Raw genomic sequence first — 18,471 nt, forward strand, 5'->3', positions numbered from 1 at the left:
GCAAACCAACACGCCGGGCCTCGCCCGCCAGGTCATAGAAGTTTTATATGGAACAAAGCCTTACGCGTTATATCTGGTCGCACACGAGGCGGCAGCAGCTTTTCATTCTGCTGATCGTGGCCCTGTCGATGATCCCCTATTTCCTCGCCTTCGATCTGCCCAAGCAGATCGTCAACGGCCCAATTCAGGGGGATGGTTTCGAAGGGGCGAATGCGACGCAGCTTTTCATGCATCTCACGGTCGATATTCCCTATTGGGGCACCGTGACATTATTCCCCGGGCTTGAGCTCAACCGCATGTCGATGCTGATGGCGCTCAGCCTGACCTTCCTTGCGCTTGTCGTCATCAACGGTCTTTTCAAATATTACATCAATACCTTCAAGGGTCGCCTCGGTGAGCGACTTCTGCGGCGTATCCGCTTCGAGCTCATAGACAAGATTCTGCGGTTCCCACCCTCCCATTTCAAACGGGTCAAGGGCGCTGAAATCTCCAGCATGGTGAAGGACGAGGTTGAGCCGCTCGGCGGCTTCACCGGCGACGCCTTCGTGCAGCCGGCCCTTCTCGGCGGCCAGGCGCTCTCCGCGCTCTTCTTCATTCTCGTGCAGAATTTCTGGCTGGGCCTGATCGCAGCTTTCATGGCCGCGATCCAGGTGGGCATCATTCCCAAAATGCGCCGCCGCCTCATCGAGCTCGGCCGCCAGCGGCAGCTGAGCGCCCGCCAGCTTGCCGGACGCATCGGCGAAATGGTTGACGGTATCGGCACAATTCACGCCTATGACACCTCCAATTACGAGCGCGCGGATGCCTCGCATCGCCTCGGCGACATCTTCAAGATCCGCTACGACCTCTACCAGTGGAAGTTTCTGGTCAAATTCATCAATAACTTCCTCGCGCAGCTGACGCCTTTCTTCTTTTATGCGCTTGGCGGGTATCTCACCCTGAAGGGCAGTCTCGATGTCGGGCAGCTGGTCGCCGTCATCAATGCCTATAAGGAACTGCCGGGACCGCTGAAAGAACTGATCGACTGGGATCAGGCGCGCCAGGATGTGCAGGTGAAATACGAGCAGGTTTTTGAGCAGTTCGATGCCCCGAACATGATCGAAGAGAAGGTGCAGAAACTGTCTCCCGGCACCGTTGCTGCAATCAGCGCCCCGATCGTCGTCGCCAATCTGACGCTCGAGGATGATAGCGGCAGCCGGCTTCTGGAGCAGGCATCGCTGAAGGTCGAGCCGGGTGAGGTGATCGCCATCGTCGGCGGCTCGGGCGCCGAGGCGCTGGCGGATGCGATCGGCCGCACGCTCTGGCCAACCTCTGGCAAGATCAGCATCAACGACGTCGACATATTGGAACTGCCGGAATCGCTCACCGGGCGGCGCATTTCCTATGTCTCCTCGGACAGTTACTTCTTCCACGCCAGCCTGAAGGACAATCTGCTTTACGGCCTCAAACACGCCCCGCTTGCCGACAGGGACTATGAGGGCGCGGCGCTGGAACACCGCAAGTGGGAAATCCGCGAAGCCAAAATGGCGGGAAATCCGCTGATCGATATCAACAGCGAATGGATCGATTACGCTTCAAGCCCGGCCGGCGACGGCAAACCGGAAAATCTTATCCAGGCCATTCTCGCCGTCCTCGACAGCGTGGAGCTCTCACAGGATATTCTGGAATTTGCGCTGCGTTCGTCGATCGATCCTTTGAACGATCTGCACCTTGCCGCGCGCATCGTGGAGTTGCGCCATGTCCTGCGGGCCGAACTGGAGAAGGAAAATCTGAGCGGCCTCATCGCACCCTTTGAACTGGAGAGCTACAACAGCGAGGCGACAGTCGGTGAAAACCTTCTGTTCGGCACCATGCGGGATTCGTCCCAGACGATCAGAATCGTCATCGAAAGCGACTATTTCCGCTCCCTGATGCGCGAAACCGGTCTCGTCAAAACCCTGTTCGAAATGGGTTACACGATTGCCGAAAACATCGTGGAAATCTTTGCCGACCTGCCGGGAGATCACCCCTTCTTCCAGCAGCTTACCTTCATGACCCCCGATGACATTCCGGTCTATCAGCAGATGCTGCAGCGGCTTCAGGGAAAGAGTTTCGACGAGGCCAATGAAAGCGAAAAGCGCGCAATGCTGCGGCTCAGCTTCTTCTACATCGAGCCTCGCCAGCGTTTCGGTCTGCTGTCGCCGGAGATCATGAACCGGATCGTCGAAGTCCGGCATATGTTCCATGAGAACCTGCCCGACAGCCTGAAAAACGTGATCGAAATCTACGATCCGACCAAATATATGAGCGCCACCAGCCTTCTGGACAACATCCTCTTCGGCAAGGTCAGCCATCGTTACACCGACGCCTCGCGGCGCATCACCCGCATCGTGGCCGATGTCATGCGCAAGCAGGGTGTTTATGAGCGCGTGCTGGCGGTGGGTCTGGACTTCAACCTTGGCGCCGGCGGCAAACGGCTTGGCCCGCTCCAGCGCCAGAAGCTCAATCTCGCGCGGGCGCTGATCCGCAAATCGGATTATTACGTCTTCAACCGCCCTCTTCCCGGCCTCGATCCCCGACAGCAGGAGGAAATTGTCGAACGGGTCATCACACTCCTGAAACAGAACAACAATAACCCGTCGATCATATGGGTTCTGTCGAATGCGACGCTCTCTCGCATGTTCGAGCGAGTGATCGTTGTTCACCAGGGCCTGATCACCGCCGACGGAAGTTACGAGACTCTCGCCGAGGAAAACGGTACATTCAAGGACATGGTCGCAACATAAGTCCAAGAAGGTGACCGAGGTGGAACAAGAACAGGGTAAGTCAATGCTGTTTAAAGACGAAATTCAAATGCTGAAAAGGGTCCCGTTTTTTTCGGAAATGGAACCGTCAAAGCTCAAACTACTCGCATTCGCGTCCGACCGAGTATCCTATCATGCTGGCGACGTACTGTTTCATCAGGGAGATGTCGGCGATGCGGCCTATGTTCTCTTGACCGGAAAAGTCGACGTTCTCGTCGATTCCCCTTCTGGCACCCTGAAAGTGGCCGAAATGACCGGTAACGCCATTGTCGGCGAAATCGCAATCCTCTGTGATAGCGTCAGGACAGCGACCATTCGCGCCTCCACCAATGTGGAAGCCCTGCGCATCGGCAAGGAACAGTTCTTCAAGCTCATGTCCGATTTCCCTGATATCACCATCAAGGTCATGCGTGTTCTCGCCGAACGCCTCACCCAGACGACGGCGGAACTGAGCAAAGCGCGAACGAGCGCCAGGACATAAACGGCAATTCCTTGCTACCGTGAATGGCGATATTGGAAAAATAAATGTCGTACTATTGCAATATAAATGAAATGCTGACTGAATAAGGGGTAAAGGCTTCCGCCAGAAACGAGCGGATATAAGAATCGATAGAGACAACGGGCTTCATGGGAGGAAAGCGTGCAAGATTCCGTTGTTATTGGGGTGTGTCATGGCGTTCGATTCCGACACAGCAAGTCGGGAAAGTAATAGAAATTTTCGGGTAAAAATCTGGGGTGCGCGGGGAACGCTTCCTGTTTCAGGTGAAAACTTCCGAAAATACGGCGGAAATACCATCTGCATCGAGGTAAGATGCGGCGATCACGTTCTTTTGTTCGATGCGGGTTCGGGCTTACATCCCGCTGGCCTTGCCTTGCGGGCAGAAGGCATTACCGACGTCAACCTGTTCTTCTCGCATTGCCATTACGACCACATTGTCGGCTTCCCCTATTTCAAGCCCTTTTATAACAGCTCCAACGATGTCGCCATCTGGTCGGGCCACCTTGCCGGCACCATGACGACCCGGGAAATGCTCAAGGATTTCATGAGCCCGCCCTGGTTCCCCGTGCCGCTGGAGATCTGTTGTGCCAAGATCGCGACACGGGACTTCCTGCCCGGCGATGCGCTCGATGTGCATCCCGGCCTTTCGATCAGAACCGGAATGCTCAATCATCCCGGCAACGCCATCGGATACCGGCTGGACTGGGAAGGAAAATCCCTTGCCATCATCACCGACACCGAACATGAGCCGGGCAGCATCGACGAAACCGTGCTCGACCTGATCAGGGATGTCGATCTTTTCCTCTATGACGCCATGTTCACCGATGAGGAAATGGGCCTTTATCGCGGTTATGGCCATTCGTCCTGGCAAGAGGCGATCCGCCTCGCCAAACGCGCCGGCGCAAAAAATGTGGGCTTTATCCACCACGCCCCCAGCCGCAGCGACGAGGAACTGGACAACATCGAAAAACAGGCAAAGGCCCTGTTCAGCGGTGCATTTGCGGCCATGGACGGCCAGATCATCGAACTCTGATCGTAATTTGGCGCCGGCGAAGATTTAATCTTTCCGACCGTTTTTTCGAAGCCCTGATTCAACATTTTTTGCACGCGGGCATTCGAACACGCACAATTGACTGTTTGCGATCAATTGCTCCACGATATTGCCACGAGGCGCCCTGCACTAAGGGCGCCACCACATACTACATGATGATTCTGCGCCGATGACCACATGATGGGATTTGCATGATCCGTTTCTTTTCGGAGACCAATTTGAGACGCGCCCGGATTTTATCCGGTCTCATCATATTTGCTTTCGTATTTTCCCATCTTTTCAATCACTCCCTCGCGCTCATCTCCATCGATACCGCCGAACGGGCGCGAAAATGGTTCAGCCTGATCTGGCTCAATCCCGTCAGCAGCCTGCTTTTTTATGGTTCGGTTGTCGTGCACGTCTGCCTTGTTCTGCGCTCGCTTTATCAGCGCAGAACGTTGCGCATGCCGCTTCGCGAAGCGCTCCAGGTCATTTTCGGCCTGTCGATCCCGTTTCTGATCATCGGCCATGCCGTCAATATCCGCGTATCGCACATGCTCTATGGCATCGACGTCGGTTATTATTCGGTTATCCGCCGCCTGTGGATCAACAATCCCGTCAGCGGCGCATGGCAGAGCCTTGCATTGGTCGTGATCTGGATCCACGGATGCATCGGCCTTTATTTCTGGCTGCGTTATCGCGACTGGTATCCGAAAATCGCCGGGCTCTTCATGACAGTGGCGGTGACGCTGCCGCTTCTGGCCTTGCTGGGTTTCAGCGATGCGGGCCGCTGGCTGGAGGAAATCGATCGGAAATACGCGCTTCCTCCCGGGCTCTCGGATTACGCCATCCAGAGAGACGAACTCCCGCTGCAAAGGGAGATGGAAACGCGAATCCGGTTCATTACCAGCACGACCGAAGCGCTTTTTGCCGGCGCAGTCATGCTGGTCTTCGTGTTGCGCGGCGTGCGCAGCTTCCGGCAACGTTTGACCGCCATCGAAATCCATTATGAACAGGGCGCACAAGCGCGCATTCCCGCCGGCTTCAGCATTCTCGAAGCCAGCAGGCTCGCGGGCATCCCGCATTACTCCGTCTGCGGCGGCAAGGGACGCTGCTCAACCTGTCGCGTCAAGGTTCTGAACAGCAAGGGCCCGCTTCCGCCACCCGGGGAGAGCGAGCAGACCACGTTGAGGCGCATCCATGCCGATTCGGATGTACGGCTCGGTTGTCAGCTGCGCCCTACGAGCGATCTCAATATCGCGCTTCTCGTTTCACCGCCCCAGCAGAGCGATCTGCCCGCGGATGCACAGCCGGCCCGGCCGGGCCGGGAAGAAGAAATCGCCATCCTCTTCTGCGATCTGCGTAACTTCACCACGCTGTCCGAAGCGAAGCTGCCCTATGATGTCGTCTTCCTTCTCAATCGCTACTTCACCATCGTGGGCCAGGCGGTCGAACAGGCCGGCGGTCATCTCGACAAATTCATCGGCGATGGCGCCATGGCCCTTTTTGGACTTGGCGAGGATGCGGACCGTGCCTGTCGAAGCGCCATGAAGGCTGCCGCAACCATATTGCGGGATATCGCCATCCTGAACGAGGGGCTGGAGAAACAATTCGCCGTCCGCCTGGAAGTGGTGGTCGGCATTCACTCCGGCCCGAGCATCGTCGGCGTGATGGGATATGGCGCGGCAAAAACCCTGACGGCCATAGGCGACACCGTTAACGTGGCAAGCAGGCTCGAATCCAAGGCAAAGGAGTTCGGCGCCGCCATCGTCGTTTCCGAACCGGCCATCATTCAGGCGGGACAGGAGATTGCCGATCTCAGGAGCGAAGAAATCACCATTCGCGGCCGAAACTCGCAGATGAGGGTCTTCCTGCTCTCGAAGGAAGAGAGCGAGCGCTATTTATGATATAGCCCGAACACATCTGCGGAGCGTCCGATTTCAAATCTTGCGATAGAGAAAATAACGGTCCGTCGGCACACTTGCCGGCACCGGCAATGGCTTCAGCATGGGATGATCCAGGGGCAGGCCGCTGACCGCGAGACCGCCTTTCGCCAGCATGCCGGCTGCAAGATCGGGTAACCATGTAAGGGTAACCGCATCCTTCTCCGGATAGCCTGTGCCGATATCCGCATGCACGAAAGCCGCTTCCGTGCCGATGAAAGCCGGAGCGGTCTGCGATATTTCGCCGATCACCAGATCCTCCTGCGCCGGAACCGAGGAGGCATGTGCACCCATGGCCCTGTCGAAAGCGATGATGCGGCGATTGGGGAACAACTCCCGCAGGTGATTGAAGGTGCGCCCGTTGCCAAGGCCGATTTCCATAAGCGCCCCTTCACCCGGCAGATCGAGATCGGCTGCGACATGGTTGAGGATATCCCGCTGCGCGGTCAACCGGCGAATGAAACTATCGAGTCTGCTCATTTTATCAGGCCTTGATGATGTGTTTTGCGGCTATATCCCGACGCGCGAAAGCATTGCGTGTGTCGATGATGAGCGGCGCCCATTCGCTGAGAGCGGCATAATCCACATTGTCATGGTCAGTCGCAACGAGAACGGCGTCGAAGGCGCCGATCGCCTGCCTGTCCCACGGCACGGACTTCATGCCCATCAGATGGCTATATTCCCGGGTTTTCGGGATTTCGGCCACGTAGGGATCGAAATAGGCCGCTTCGCCGCCACGCTCCTGAATAAGCTCGATGAGCTTCAGCGAGGGGCTTTCGCGAATGTCAGGCACATTCTTTTTATAGGCGAGCCCGACAACCAGCACCTTCGAGCGGCTGAGCGCCTTGCCGGAGTGAATATCGAGCGCTTCGGCAACGCGCCCGATGACATGCCGCGGCATGCCGGTATTGATCTCGCCGGCCAGTTCGATGAACCGCGTCGGCAACTCATATTCCCGCGATTTCCAGGTGAGGTAGAACGGGTCGATCGGTATGCAATGGCCGCCAAGACCCGGACCGGGATAAAACGGCATGAACCCGAACGGCTTGGTTTTCGCCGCATCGATCACTTCCCATATGTCGATACCCATCGCCTCGTAGACGACCTTGAGTTCGTTGACGAGCGCGATATTGACGGCACGGAAGACGTTTTCGGTGATTTTCACCGCTTCCGCCGTGGCATTGGTCGAAACCGGAACGATTTTTTTGACCACCGAACCGTAAAAAGCCTGCATCAGCTTTCCAGCGGCCTCACCATCGCCAGCGACAACCTTCGGAATGGTCGAGGTCTCGAAATCACGATTGCCGGGATCTTCCCGTTCAGGCGAAAAGCCAAGGAAGAAATCGACGCCGGAGACAAGCCCGGTGCTTTCCAGAATGGTCTTCACCACCCCGTCGGTGGTGCCGGGATAGGTGGTCGATTCCAGAACCACGAGCTGCCCCTTGCGCAGATGGGCGGCAATATCCCGGCACGTCTTTTCGACATAGGAGAGATCCGGCTCGCGATATTTGGTCAGGGGCGTGGGCACGCAGATGGCGATGACATCGCATTCTGCCAGCCTGGAAAAATCCGAGGTGGCGACAAAGCCGTCACTCTGTCTCACACTTGCCAGCACCTCTTCCGAAACGGCCTCGATATAGCTGCGTCCGGCCTCGATCGCGGTAATCTTACCGGGATCGATATCGAAACCGACAACTTTGAAACCGCCCTTGGCGATCGTCATGGCAAGCGGCAGACCGACATAGCCGAGGCCGATCACCCCCGCTTTGGCGCTTCTGTTTTCAATGCTGGAAAGCAGGTTCTGGGAAATGTCTGGGGAAGTCAAAGCGTGTCACGCTCCGCGCATGTGCAAAAGATGCCTTTCAGTTGGGCAAGAATGACTGACCTGTCAAGGCTCGGCCCTTTCAAATTCCGGTTGACGCCCAAGCCGCCAACAACGCAAAACCATCGCCATGAAGATCGCCTTTTATGCGCCGCTCAAATCGCCCAACCATCCCGTTCCCTCCGGTGACCGGCTGATGGCCCGTTTGCTGATGCAGGCGATGTCGATGGGCGGCCATGAGGTTTTCGTCGCCTCCGAACTGCGCAGCTTCCTGAAACAGCCGGATGATCCGGCGCGGACTTCGCTTGCCGATGCTGCCGAGCGCGAAATTGAGACCATCACGCAGCGCTGGCAGCGCGAGGGCGCACCGGACCTCTGGTTTTGTTATCACCCCTATTACAAGGCCCTCGATTTGCTTGGGCCGGAACTGGCCAGACGTTTCGATATTCCCTACGTCACCGCCGAGTCCTCCTATTCGCCCAAGCGCAACGGGATGGGCTGGCAGGCAGTTCAGGACAGGTTGCTGACCGCATTGAATGCCGCATCGATCAATATCTGCTTCACTGCGCGGGATCGCGAGGGGCTTGTGCGGGCCTCTCCGGTCCTTCGATGGGCCATGCTTCCGCCCTTTATCGATGCCGGGGCCTTTCTAAAAAACGCCCCCGATCCGACCCCGGCAAAGCTGATTGCCGTCGCCATGATGCGGGCGGGTGATAAGCTCGACAGCTACCGCACCCTTGCCGAAGCACTTGCCTTTTTGCCCCAGGATCTCAACTGGACGCTGGATATCGTCGGCGATGGGCCGGAACGCGCGGCCGTACAGGCCATGTTCAGCGTTTTTCCGGATCAGCGCCTTGTCTGGCACGGGGAAAAAACCGCGTCCGAGATCGCCGTGCTTCTTTCAAAAGCGTCCCTTTATGTCTGGCCGGGCCATGGCGAGGCCTATGGGCTTGCCTATCTCGAAGCGCAGGCCGCCGGCCTGCCCGTCGTGGCCGAAAAAGTAGCGGGCGTTCCCGAAGTGGTAAAATCCGGCGCCACAGGATTACTGACACCGGAGAATGATAAAGCCGCTTATGCCGACGCGATTAAAACCCTGATCGGTGACGACAACAGGCGTAAAGAACTGGCAAGGGCGGCCCGGCAATTCGTCAGGAATGAGCGGTCTCTGGAAAACGCCGCAAAAGAGTTGAACCATATCCTGCTGCAAGCAAAGGCGCGAAGATCATGAGTCTGGAAACACTCGTTGCGGCACTGGACGAATGCGAACGGCGCGGCATAAAGGCCGATCTCTGGCTCAGGGACGACGATGCGGTGGAGCCGACACCGGCCCTCGACACGCTGCTTGATCTGTGCGCCGGCTTTTCCGCTCCGGTCACGCTCGCGGTCATTCCCGAGATGACGACAGACAGGCTCGCGCAGCATCTGGATGTGTCTGATATCGCCCAGGTCGCCGTCCATGGCTGGTCCCATGCGAACTATGCCGGGGAAAAAGAAAAGAAGCAGGAACTCGGATCACATCGCGATCCGGCCATCGTTCTTGATGAGTTGCAATCCGGGCTGGATAAACTCCACGACCTGCATGGCAGGCGTTTGGTGCCGATGCTCGTGCCGCCATGGAACCGCATAGATGCCGATATCGTGAAGGAATTGGCGGGCCTCGGATATCGCGCCTTGTCCGTTTTCGGCCCGGAGAAAAGCACCCTGCCGCCCTGCCTGAACACCCATATCGACGTGATCGACTGGCACGGCAGCCGCGGTGGCCGTGACGACGGTATCCTGTTTTCCGAAACCGCCGCCCGCATCCTGAAGGCCGCCGAAAATGGCGGTGTCACAGGCATCCTCACCCATCATCTCGTGCATGACGACAATGTCTGGCGCTTCCTGAGACGGCTTTTCGAAGTGACCGCCGAACATCCAGCCGCGCGCTGGCGTTCTTCAAGCGACCTTGTCGAAGAAATCTCACCATGATTTCCAGGCGATCAGCAACCCGCCCGCCTCAGTGGAAAGTTTCCGCCTGACCGCTTCCACCTCATCGAAAGGTGCGCGGTCAGGAAGAGACGCGGCGACGAAGGACGCCGGCGCGAGGCTGATGCTTCCGGCCCGGGCGATAACGGTGAATATCAAAGGGCCGGTCGACCACCAGGCAGGCGCGCGCGGCATGTCTTCGATAACCCCGGGAAAGGCCTCCAGCATCTTGCCAAAGACCGGATGTCCGGCAGGCGCAGCGATGAAGGAATTGGCAAGCAGCATGCTGCCCTGCCCCGTGTCGCGTGGCGTTTTTTCGTCAAACACCGTCAGCCCCGCCAAGGGCAGGAATGTATCGAAGCTCACATCGTCCCGCGCCGGATACCAGTCACAATCGAGATAGATGCCACCAAAACGCGCCAGCAGGATATAACGGGCCACATCCACCGCGCCCGGATAATCGCCTTTGTCCAGCATGGTTTTGAAGATGCCGTTCGAAAACACGCCTTCCCGCTCGAGATCGGCCTCCCGCCAGAGGTGATAGTGGTAACCATGGTTCGAAGCGTGTGCGGCCCATGCCTCAACCGATACCGGCGGGGCGTTTTCCCCGATCCATATCTGGTGGATAAGCCTTGGTACATCCTCCCTGCTTTTCAAGCTGATTATGCGGCGCTCTTCCGACGAAAACTGTGCATATTTTGCCAGCGCCTGCGGCGGCGGAACCAGCGTATATTGATAGCCGATCTTGGCGATCATATCACCCTCGGCCTTGGCGAGACGCAGCCTCGCCGCATGAAGCCGGCGCGGCAGGCCAAGCACCGTTTGCTCACCCATCAGGTGGCCGTCCTTTGCTGCAACCAGCGATAAGAGAAGCGCATTGGCTTCCACATATTGGCCGTCATTTTGCAACTGCCGGGCCTTGTCCAGCTGGATATCGTAATATTTCTTGTCGGACATGGATCCTCATCCAAAAACGCTCGTTAACATATCGCCAAACAAATGCCGTCAGGCAAGCCGTCGCGTTTCGGAAGCCGGCTTTGAATTTGCTAAACAATTCGATGTTTCAGAGGCATAGACAGACAACAAACCCTGCGATAACGTGGATTTAAGCCCTCCTGAGCAATTGTCACAACGTAACAATAAAGAGACGGCAAGGAACCCTTTGGCATGAGCGCAGGCGCAGATTTGCTCCGTATTGAAAATCTGCGGGTTTCGTTTTCTCTGATGGGCGGCACCATCGATGCCGTCAGGGGCACCAGTCTTCGCATTCTTCCGGGAAAAGTCACTGCTCTCGTCGGCGAGTCCGGCTCGGGAAAGTCCGTCATCGGCCAGACCATCATGGGCATTCATCCCAAGACGGCGCGCGTGGACGGCCGTGTGCTGTTCACCGATCCGGAAAATGCCGCAGCCGGCCCTATCGATCTGCTGCAATTGCCGAAAGACGGGCGGGAAATCCGCTCGATACGCGGAAACCGCATCGGCCTGATTTTTCAGGAACCGATGACGTCCTTTTCGCCGCTGCATACGATCGGCAACCAGATCGACGAGGCGCTCAGAATCCACAGCATCCTGTCGCCCGCCGAACGTGCGGAAAAAATGTATGAAACGCTCGACCTCGTTGGGTTTTCCAAACCCAAGAAGGTCGTGAACATGTATCCCTTCGAATTGTCGGGCGGCATGCGCCAGCGCGCCATGATTGCCATGGCGCTGATCTGTCGCCCCGCGCTCCTGATTGCCGACGAGCCGACGACGGCGCTTGATGTGACGATACAGGCGCAAATCCTCAAGCTCCTGCGTGATCTCCAGAGCCGGCTGAACATGAGCATGCTGCTCATCACCCACGATCTCGGCGTGGTGGCCAATATCGCCGATGAGGTCGCCGTGATCTATCAGGGTGAAATCATGGAGGCGGGCACGGTCGACGACATTTTCAAGTCGCCAAGCCATCCCTATCTCAAGGGCCTGATGGCCGCCGTGCCGCATTTCGACATGAAGCCCGGCGAAAGGCTGAAGGCGCTGCGCGAAATCAACATTGACCACGAAAGCCTTGTCGGCAAGAAGACCGCCGCGGTCAATAAAACCCCCGGCCCGCTCCTGACCGTGGACAATATCAGCAAGACCTTCACGACCCGCAAATCCAGCTGGTTCCGCAAGGGCGACGCCAACGCCACCAAGGCGGTCAACAGCGTCAGTTTTGAAATCCGCCGCGGAGAATGCCTCGGGCTGGTCGGCGAAAGCGGCAGCGGCAAGACCACCGTCAGCAAAATCCTCATGCGCGCCGTGCGCCCGGATGAAGGTTCGGTAACCTTTCATCGGCCCGAGGGCGATATCGATGTCCTCAATGCCAGGGATGGAGACCTCAAGGAGCTGCGGTCGAAGATACAGATGGTCTTTCAGGACCCGATATCATCGCTGTCTCCACGCATGACCGTTGGCAATATTCTGAGCGAGCCGCTCGAAATCCACGGACGGGGCGATGCGAAATACCGCGCGGAGAAAGTCCGCAATCTCGTCAGGGCTATCGGGCTTGGCGAAAGCGCGCTGAACCGTTACCCCCACAGTTTCTCCGGCGGACAGAGGCAGCGTATCGGTATCGCCAGAGCATTGGCGCTCGGACCCGAACTGCTGATCTGCGACGAACCCGTCTCCGCCCTCGATGTCTCCGTGCAGGCGCAAATTCTCAACCTGCTCAAGGATCTGCAAAAAGACCTCGGACTTACCTATCTCTTCATCTCGCACAATCTGGCGGTGGTGGATTACATGGCCGACCGCGTGGCCGTGATGTGCGAGGGCCGCATCGTCGAGCTGGCCCCGCGGGAAATCATGATGCGCGCTCCCGTGCATCCCTATACCAAATCGCTGCTGGCGGCTGTGCCATTCCCCGATCTCGACCGTCCGCTCGATTTCCGCACCATCGGCAAGATCAGCGCGACGGGCAAATTCGACTGGGGCAAGCAGTTCCGGGACGAGGGTGATGGGGACATGATCTCCGCCGATCTGGGCGACGGCCATTTCGTTCTCGCAAACGGCAATGCCGACATCCGGGAGCTTCGCCCTTGATCACGCGCCGCACCACCCTTGCTTTGCTAGCCTCTGTCTTCCTGCCGGCCTATGCGCGAGCCGCCTATACCGACCCCGCCTATTTCAAGGAAAAACGGGAAAAGGGTGAATTGCCCGATGTGGCCGAGCGGCTGCCGAAAAACCCGCGCGTCATCGACATGAAAGCGCTTGGCCGTGAGCCGGGAAAACATGGCGGCTCTGTGCGCATGCTCATTGGCGGCCAGCGTGATATCAGGCTCATGCCGATCAGCAATTACGCCCGCCTTGTCGGTTATGACGAAAAATTCGAGCTTCATCCGGATATTCTGGAAAGCTACGAGGTTCAGGACGAACGCATTTTCACCTTCAAGCTGCGTGAGGGCCACAAATGGTCCGATGGCAGCGACTTCACCTCTGAGGATTTCCGCTATTTCTGGGAGGATGTCGCCCTCAACAAGGAAATCCACAAGGGCGGTCCCCCGATCGAACTTCTGGTCAATAACAAGCCGCCTCTGATCGAGGTCATTGACCAGCTGACGGTGCGTTACACCTGGGACGGCCCCAACCCGGATTTTCTGGCGAAACTCGCGGCCGCCTCACCGGCGCGGCTGTTCCTGCCTGCCGCCTATATGAAGCAGTTCCACGTCAAATATCAGACTGCGGAAAACCTCGCCAAACTCATCAAGAAAAACAAGGCGGACGACTGGAGCGGGCTGCATATCAAGATGTCGCGGCAGGTGCGCCCGGAAAACCCAGCTCTGCCGACACTGGATGCCTGGCGCAACACAACCGCGCCGCCAGCCGAACAGTTCGTGTTCGAACGCAACCCCTATTATCATCGTGTCGACGAAAACGGCCTGCAATTGCCCTATCTCGACCGCTTCCTGCTGAACGTCACCTCGTCCGACATCATCTCGGCCAAGACGGCGTCCGGCGACAGCGACCTGCAATATTTCGGCCTCGATTTCGCCGACTACACCTTCTTGAAGGACGCGGAAAAGCGCTTTCCCCTGAAGGTCAACCTCTACAAGCGCTCACAGGGATCGCGCGTCGCGCTTCTTCCCAATCTGAATTGCGCCGATCCGGTCTGGCGCAGTGCTTTTCAGGACGTACGCGTGCGCCGTGCTTTGTCCCTTGCGATCAACCGGCACGAAATCAACATGGTCTGTTTTTACGGGCTGGCGAAAGAGAGCGCCGATACCGTTCTGCCGGAAAGCCCGCTTTACCGGCAGGAGTTTGCGGACGCCTGGAGCGCCTTCGACCGAGCAACCGCCAACAGGCTGCTCGATGAAGCCGGTCTCGACAAGCGCGACAGCGCCGGCCTCCGGCTCCTGCCGGATGGGCGTCCGGCCTATATCATCGTCGAGACGACTGGCGAAAGCACGCTCGAAACCGACGTGATGGAGCTGGTGACGGATCACTGGCGGCATATCGGTATTGCTGTTTCCGTGCGCCCCACCCAGCGCGATGTTTTCCGCAAACGCGCCATGGGCGGCGAGGTGCTGATGTCGGTATGGATGGGCATGGACAATGGTGTGCCGACACCTGATATGCTGCCTTCCGGCCTTGCGCCCACCGGTGACGACCAGCTGCAATGGCCGGTCTGGGGCGTCCATTATCTTTCCGGCGGCCGCGAGGGCAAGGAACCTGACCTGCCGGAGGCGGCGCACCTGCTCGATCTCCTGAAAAAATGGCGCCGAAGCGTCACCGAGGAAGAACGTCAGGCCATCTGGCTGGAAATGCTCGGGATTTATACGCAGCAGGTGTTTTCCATCGGTATCGTCAACGGCGCGCTGCAACCCGTCGTCCATGTCAAACGCATGCGAAACGTGCCGGACAAGGCGCTTTTCGGTTACGAGCCCACATCTTATCTCGGCGTCTATATGCCGGATGCCTTCTGGTATGACGGAGACGCCTGATATGCTGCGGTATATTTTAAAGCGCATCCTCGTCATGATCCCTACGCTGATCCTGATCTCGATGCTGGTCTTCACCATCATCGAACTGCCGCCTGGCGATTATTTCGAAAGCTACGTCGCAGAGCTGCGTGCCATGGGCGAAACGGCGAACCTTGCCGAAATCGAGGAATTGCGCGTCCGCTATGGCTTCGATCAGCCGGCGCCGATCCGCTATTTCCGCTGGGCGACCGGCATGCTCGTCGGTGATTTCGGTTATTCCTTCGAATACCAGTTACCGGTCAGCGATGTGGTCGGAGACCGGCTGTGGCTGACGGTTCTGGTGTCCTTCGTCACCATCATCGTCACCTGGATCCTCGCTTTTCCAATCGGCATCTATTCCGCCACGCACAAATATAGCTGGGGTGACTACGGGCTTACCTTCCTCGGCCTGCTCGGCATCGCCATTCCCAATTTCATGCTGGCGTTGATCCTGATGTATTTTGCCAATATCTGGTTTGGCATCTCCATCGGCCATCTGATGGACCGGGAATATCTGAACCAGGCGATGAGCTGGGCGAAATTCAAATCGATCCTCGAACATATCTGGATCCCAGTCCTCATCATCGGAACGGCAGGTACGGCCGGCATGATCCGCCGCCTGCGCGCCAATCTGCTCGATGAATTGCAGAAACAGTATGTGGTGACGGCCCGGGCCAAGGGGCTTCATCCATTCAAGGTACTGACCAAATATCCGCTGCGCATGGCGCTGAATTTCTTCATCTCCGATATCGGTTCGATCCTGCCTGCGATCATATCAGGCGCGGAAATCACCGCCGTCGTCCTGTCGCTTGAAACCACCGGCCCGATGCTCATCAGGGCGTTGCAGAGCCAGGACATGTATCTGGCCGGTTCGTTCCTGATGTTCCTTGCTTTCCTGACGGTGATCGGCGTTCTGGTGTCGGATATCGCCCTTGCCATACTCGACCCGCGAATCCGCTTCGGAGGTGGTAACGTCAAATGACTTCATCCATTCCGAACCCCGGCGAAGCGCTGCCCCATTATGTCTCGACAGCGCCCTTCGACCCCTCGCTGATCGAACCCAACACGTCAGGAATGGCGGCCTTCAGCAAGGCCTCGCAGCTGCGTCTCATGTGGTGGCAGTTCCGCCAGCACAAGATCGCGGTCTGGTCCGGCGCTTTTCTGGTGGTGCTTTACCTTTCGATCCTGATCAGCGAGTTCCTCGCGCCCTATAATCTCCATACCCGCAATATCGAGCACATCTACGCCCCACCGCAGGCCATTCACCTGTTCAACGACGGAAAATTTGTCGGCCCCTTCGTTTACGGCCGGGAAATGACGCTCGACATGGACAATCTGAGGCGGGTCTATCGGGACGTGCCGACAGATATCCAGCCGCTGCGTTTCTTTTGCAAGGGCGATACCTATCGCTTCTGGGGCATGTTCGAGGGCAGGACCCATCTCGTTTGCCCGGCGGAGGGCGGTGAATTGTTCCTGCTCGGGACGGATCGTCTTGGCCGTGACGTGCTGTCCCGCATCATCTATGGCGCCCGCATTTCGCTGACCATCGGTCTTCTTGGCGTCGCCATGAGCTTCGTTCTCGGCATTGTGATCGGTGGTCTTGCGGGTTATCGCGGCGGCACCTTCGATCTGATTGTCCAGCGTGTGATTGAAGTCCTGCAATCCATCCCGAGCATTCCGCTGTGGCTGGCGCTTGCGGCCATCATGCCGGTGACGTGGAGCCCCATCCTCGTCTATCTCGGCATCACCATCATTCTCGGCATGCTGGACTGGACGGGGCTGGCGCGCGCCGTGCGCTCAAAACTGCTGGCGCTTCGCGAAGAAGACTATGTTTTGTCTGCACAATTGATGGGCGCGGGCACGCCTCGCATCATCGGCAGACACCTTATTCCCGGCTTTATGTCACACCTGATCGCCTCTGCCACATTGACAATTCCAGGCATGATCCTGGGCGAGACCGCACTGAGCTTCCTCGGGCTTGGTCTCAGACCACCGATCACAAGTTGGGGAATTCTGCTCACAGAGGCGCGCAGCGTCAGCGTCATTGCGCTATATCCGTGGCTTCTAATACCGACGATCCCGGTCGTTCTCGTCATTCTGGCCTTTAATTTCTTCGGTGACGGACTACGTGATGCTGCGGACCCCTTCAAATAAAATGGAATACGTCTTGATACACTGCCCTTCCGACGCCGCCTTCATCGTGAAAGGCAAAAAGAGGTCTGGCCCATGAGCTCCCGTTTGAACGACGCGCGCATTCTCATGTACAGCCATGATTCCTTCGGCCTCGGCCATCTGCGGCGGTGTCGCACGATTGCGCATGCTCTGGTGGAGGACTATCGCGGCCTCAACGTCCTCATCATTTCAGGTGCGACAATTGCCGGCGCCTTCGATTATCGCGCCCGCGTCGATTTCGTGAAAATCCCGAGCGTCATCAAACTGCGCAACGGTGAATATACCTCGATGGACAGGCATATCGATCTTCAGGAAACGCTGAAGATGCGCCGCTCCATCATCTATCACACCGCTGAAAGCTTCCAGCCGGATATCTTCATCGTCGACAAGGAGCCCATGGGCCTGCGCGGCGAGGTGGAGGAAACGCTCGCCTATCTCAAGGGACAGGGCACCAAGCTCGTCATCGGCCTGCGCGACGTCATGGATGCGCCGCAGCTGCTCGAAGCGGAGTGGAAGCGCAACAATGTCATGACAAAGATCGGCCAGTTTTACGACCATGTCTGGATCTATGGCCCGCCGGATTTCCACGACCCGCTGACGGGGCTCGATGTTCCTAACACCGTGCGCGACAAGATGGATTTCGTCGGTTTCCTGCAGCGGTCGAAAACACAGGCGGAAACCGTGGCGCACCGGCCGGAAGGCGATTATCTTCTCATCACCACCGGAGGCGGCGGTGATGGCAGCGAATTGATCGATGACGTCATCAACGCCTATCGCCATGACAGCGAACTGACGCATAAGGCGCTGGTGGTGCTCGGCCCCTATATGCCGGCGGATCAGCGCCAGCGCTTCATGAACAGCGTCGCCGATATCCCGCATATCGAGATCATCGAGTTCGACAATCGCATGGAAGATCTCGTCGCCGGCGCGCAGGCCGTTGTTTCCATGGGCGGATACAACACCGTCTGCGAGATATTGTCTTTCGACAAACCCGCCCTCGTCGTGCCGCGCACGGTGCCGCGCGAAGAGCAGCTTATCCGCGCCAGCCGCGCCTCGGAGCTTGGCCTTTTCGACATGCTTCTACCGGAAGACGCCGAAAATCCGGCAAAGATGGCAGCAGCTCTGAAGGCACTGCCAAACCGCGCGCCGCCTTCCGTCAATGCGCGCGGGCTGAAGCTGGATGGTCTGGAAAACATATCGCGCCGGATCGCCGAATGGCTGCCGCCCGAGGGCGACAAGGCGCCGATCACGCTAACCGCGTGACCGGTTCCCCGACAAACA

14 protein-coding genes are annotated in these 18,471 nt (G+C 57.8%); 11 read left to right on the top strand and 3 right to left on the bottom strand.

Features of this window, described 5'->3' with window-relative positions:
- The first annotated feature begins 47 nt into the window (after positions 1-47).
- The 4 genes from CFB10_RS09050 (at position 48) to CFB10_RS09065 (ending at position 6,219) form a co-directional block, all read left to right on the top strand.
- Positions 48-2,765, top strand: a complete 2,718-nt coding sequence (locus CFB10_RS09050; RefSeq protein WP_020010928.1) for an ABC transporter ATP-binding protein — start codon at positions 48-50, stop codon at positions 2,763-2,765.
- A gap of 43 nt (positions 2,766-2,808) precedes the next feature.
- Entirely contained in the window at positions 2,809-3,264 is a 456-nt protein-coding gene (locus tag CFB10_RS09055) for a cyclic nucleotide-binding domain-containing protein (protein WP_026363774.1), read from the top strand.
- Positions 3,265-3,454: 190 nt separating this feature from the next.
- Positions 3,455-4,315, top strand: a complete 861-nt coding sequence (locus tag CFB10_RS09060) for an MBL fold metallo-hydrolase (protein ID WP_051091642.1) — start codon at positions 3,455-3,457, stop codon at positions 4,313-4,315.
- Between the two features lie 209 nt (positions 4,316-4,524).
- The gene (locus CFB10_RS09065) at positions 4,525-6,219 is read left to right on the top strand and encodes an adenylate/guanylate cyclase domain-containing protein (RefSeq protein ID WP_020010925.1); all 1,695 of its coding nucleotides are present in this window, start codon (positions 4,525-4,527) and stop codon (positions 6,217-6,219) included.
- 33 nt (positions 6,220-6,252) lie between these two features.
- On the opposite strand, the gene CFB10_RS09070 is transcribed toward CFB10_RS09065, so the two are convergent.
- Positions 6,253-6,735: a class I SAM-dependent methyltransferase gene (locus tag CFB10_RS09070; protein WP_020010924.1), complete on the bottom strand. Its 483-nt coding sequence runs from the start codon at positions 6,733-6,735 to the stop codon at positions 6,253-6,255.
- Between the two features lie 4 nt (positions 6,736-6,739).
- On the bottom strand, positions 6,740-8,080 hold the full coding sequence (locus CFB10_RS09075) for a nucleotide sugar dehydrogenase (protein WP_020010923.1): 1,341 nt from the start codon (positions 8,078-8,080) through the stop codon (positions 6,740-6,742).
- A 127-nt stretch (positions 8,081-8,207) separates the two neighbouring features.
- Between CFB10_RS09075 and CFB10_RS09080 the strand changes: the two genes are divergently transcribed.
- Positions 8,208-9,305, top strand: coding sequence for a glycosyltransferase family 4 protein (locus CFB10_RS09080; protein WP_020010922.1), 1,098 nt, complete (start codon positions 8,208-8,210; stop codon positions 9,303-9,305).
- Entirely contained in the window at positions 9,302-10,045 is a 744-nt protein-coding gene (locus tag CFB10_RS09085; protein ID WP_020010921.1) for a polysaccharide deacetylase family protein, read from the top strand. Before CFB10_RS09080 ends, CFB10_RS09085 begins: the two co-directional genes overlap by 4 nt.
- On the opposite strand, the gene CFB10_RS09090 is transcribed toward CFB10_RS09085, so the two are convergent.
- Positions 10,037-10,999: a glycosyltransferase family 32 protein gene (locus CFB10_RS09090; protein ID WP_020010920.1), complete on the bottom strand. Its 963-nt coding sequence runs from the start codon at positions 10,997-10,999 to the stop codon at positions 10,037-10,039. The genes CFB10_RS09085 and CFB10_RS09090 overlap by 9 nt on opposite strands.
- A 210-nt stretch (positions 11,000-11,209) precedes the next feature.
- Here CFB10_RS09090 and CFB10_RS09095 point away from each other — a divergent pair, with 210 nt between their 5' ends.
- The 5 genes from CFB10_RS09095 (at position 11,210) to CFB10_RS09115 (ending at position 18,453) form a co-directional block, all read left to right on the top strand.
- The gene (locus CFB10_RS09095) at positions 11,210-13,102 is read left to right on the top strand and encodes an ABC transporter ATP-binding protein (RefSeq protein ID WP_020010919.1); all 1,893 of its coding nucleotides are present in this window, start codon (positions 11,210-11,212) and stop codon (positions 13,100-13,102) included.
- Positions 13,099-15,000, top strand: coding sequence for an ABC transporter substrate-binding protein (locus tag CFB10_RS09100; protein ID WP_020010918.1), 1,902 nt, complete (start codon positions 13,099-13,101; stop codon positions 14,998-15,000). Before CFB10_RS09095 ends, CFB10_RS09100 begins: the two co-directional genes overlap by 4 nt.
- Before the next feature lies 1 nt (position 15,001).
- On the top strand, positions 15,002-16,000 hold the full coding sequence (locus CFB10_RS09105) for an ABC transporter permease (RefSeq protein ID WP_026363773.1): 999 nt from the start codon (positions 15,002-15,004) through the stop codon (positions 15,998-16,000).
- Positions 15,997-17,172 carry an ABC transporter permease gene (locus CFB10_RS09110; protein ID WP_020010916.1) on the top strand — a complete coding sequence of 392 codons (1,176 nt, stop codon included), beginning with the start codon at positions 15,997-15,999 and terminating at the stop codon, positions 17,170-17,172. Before CFB10_RS09105 ends, CFB10_RS09110 begins: the two co-directional genes overlap by 4 nt.
- Before the next feature lie 72 nt (positions 17,173-17,244).
- Positions 17,245-18,453 carry a glycosyltransferase family protein gene (locus CFB10_RS09115; protein ID WP_020010915.1) on the top strand — a complete coding sequence of 403 codons (1,209 nt, stop codon included), beginning with the start codon at positions 17,245-17,247 and terminating at the stop codon, positions 18,451-18,453.
- Positions 18,454-18,471 lie beyond the last annotated feature (18 nt).

The sequence above is a fragment of the Agrobacterium sp. 719_389 genome (genome assembly GCF_900188475.1).
GTDB classification, from domain to species: domain Bacteria; phylum Pseudomonadota; class Alphaproteobacteria; order Rhizobiales; family Rhizobiaceae; genus Agrobacterium; species Agrobacterium radiobacter.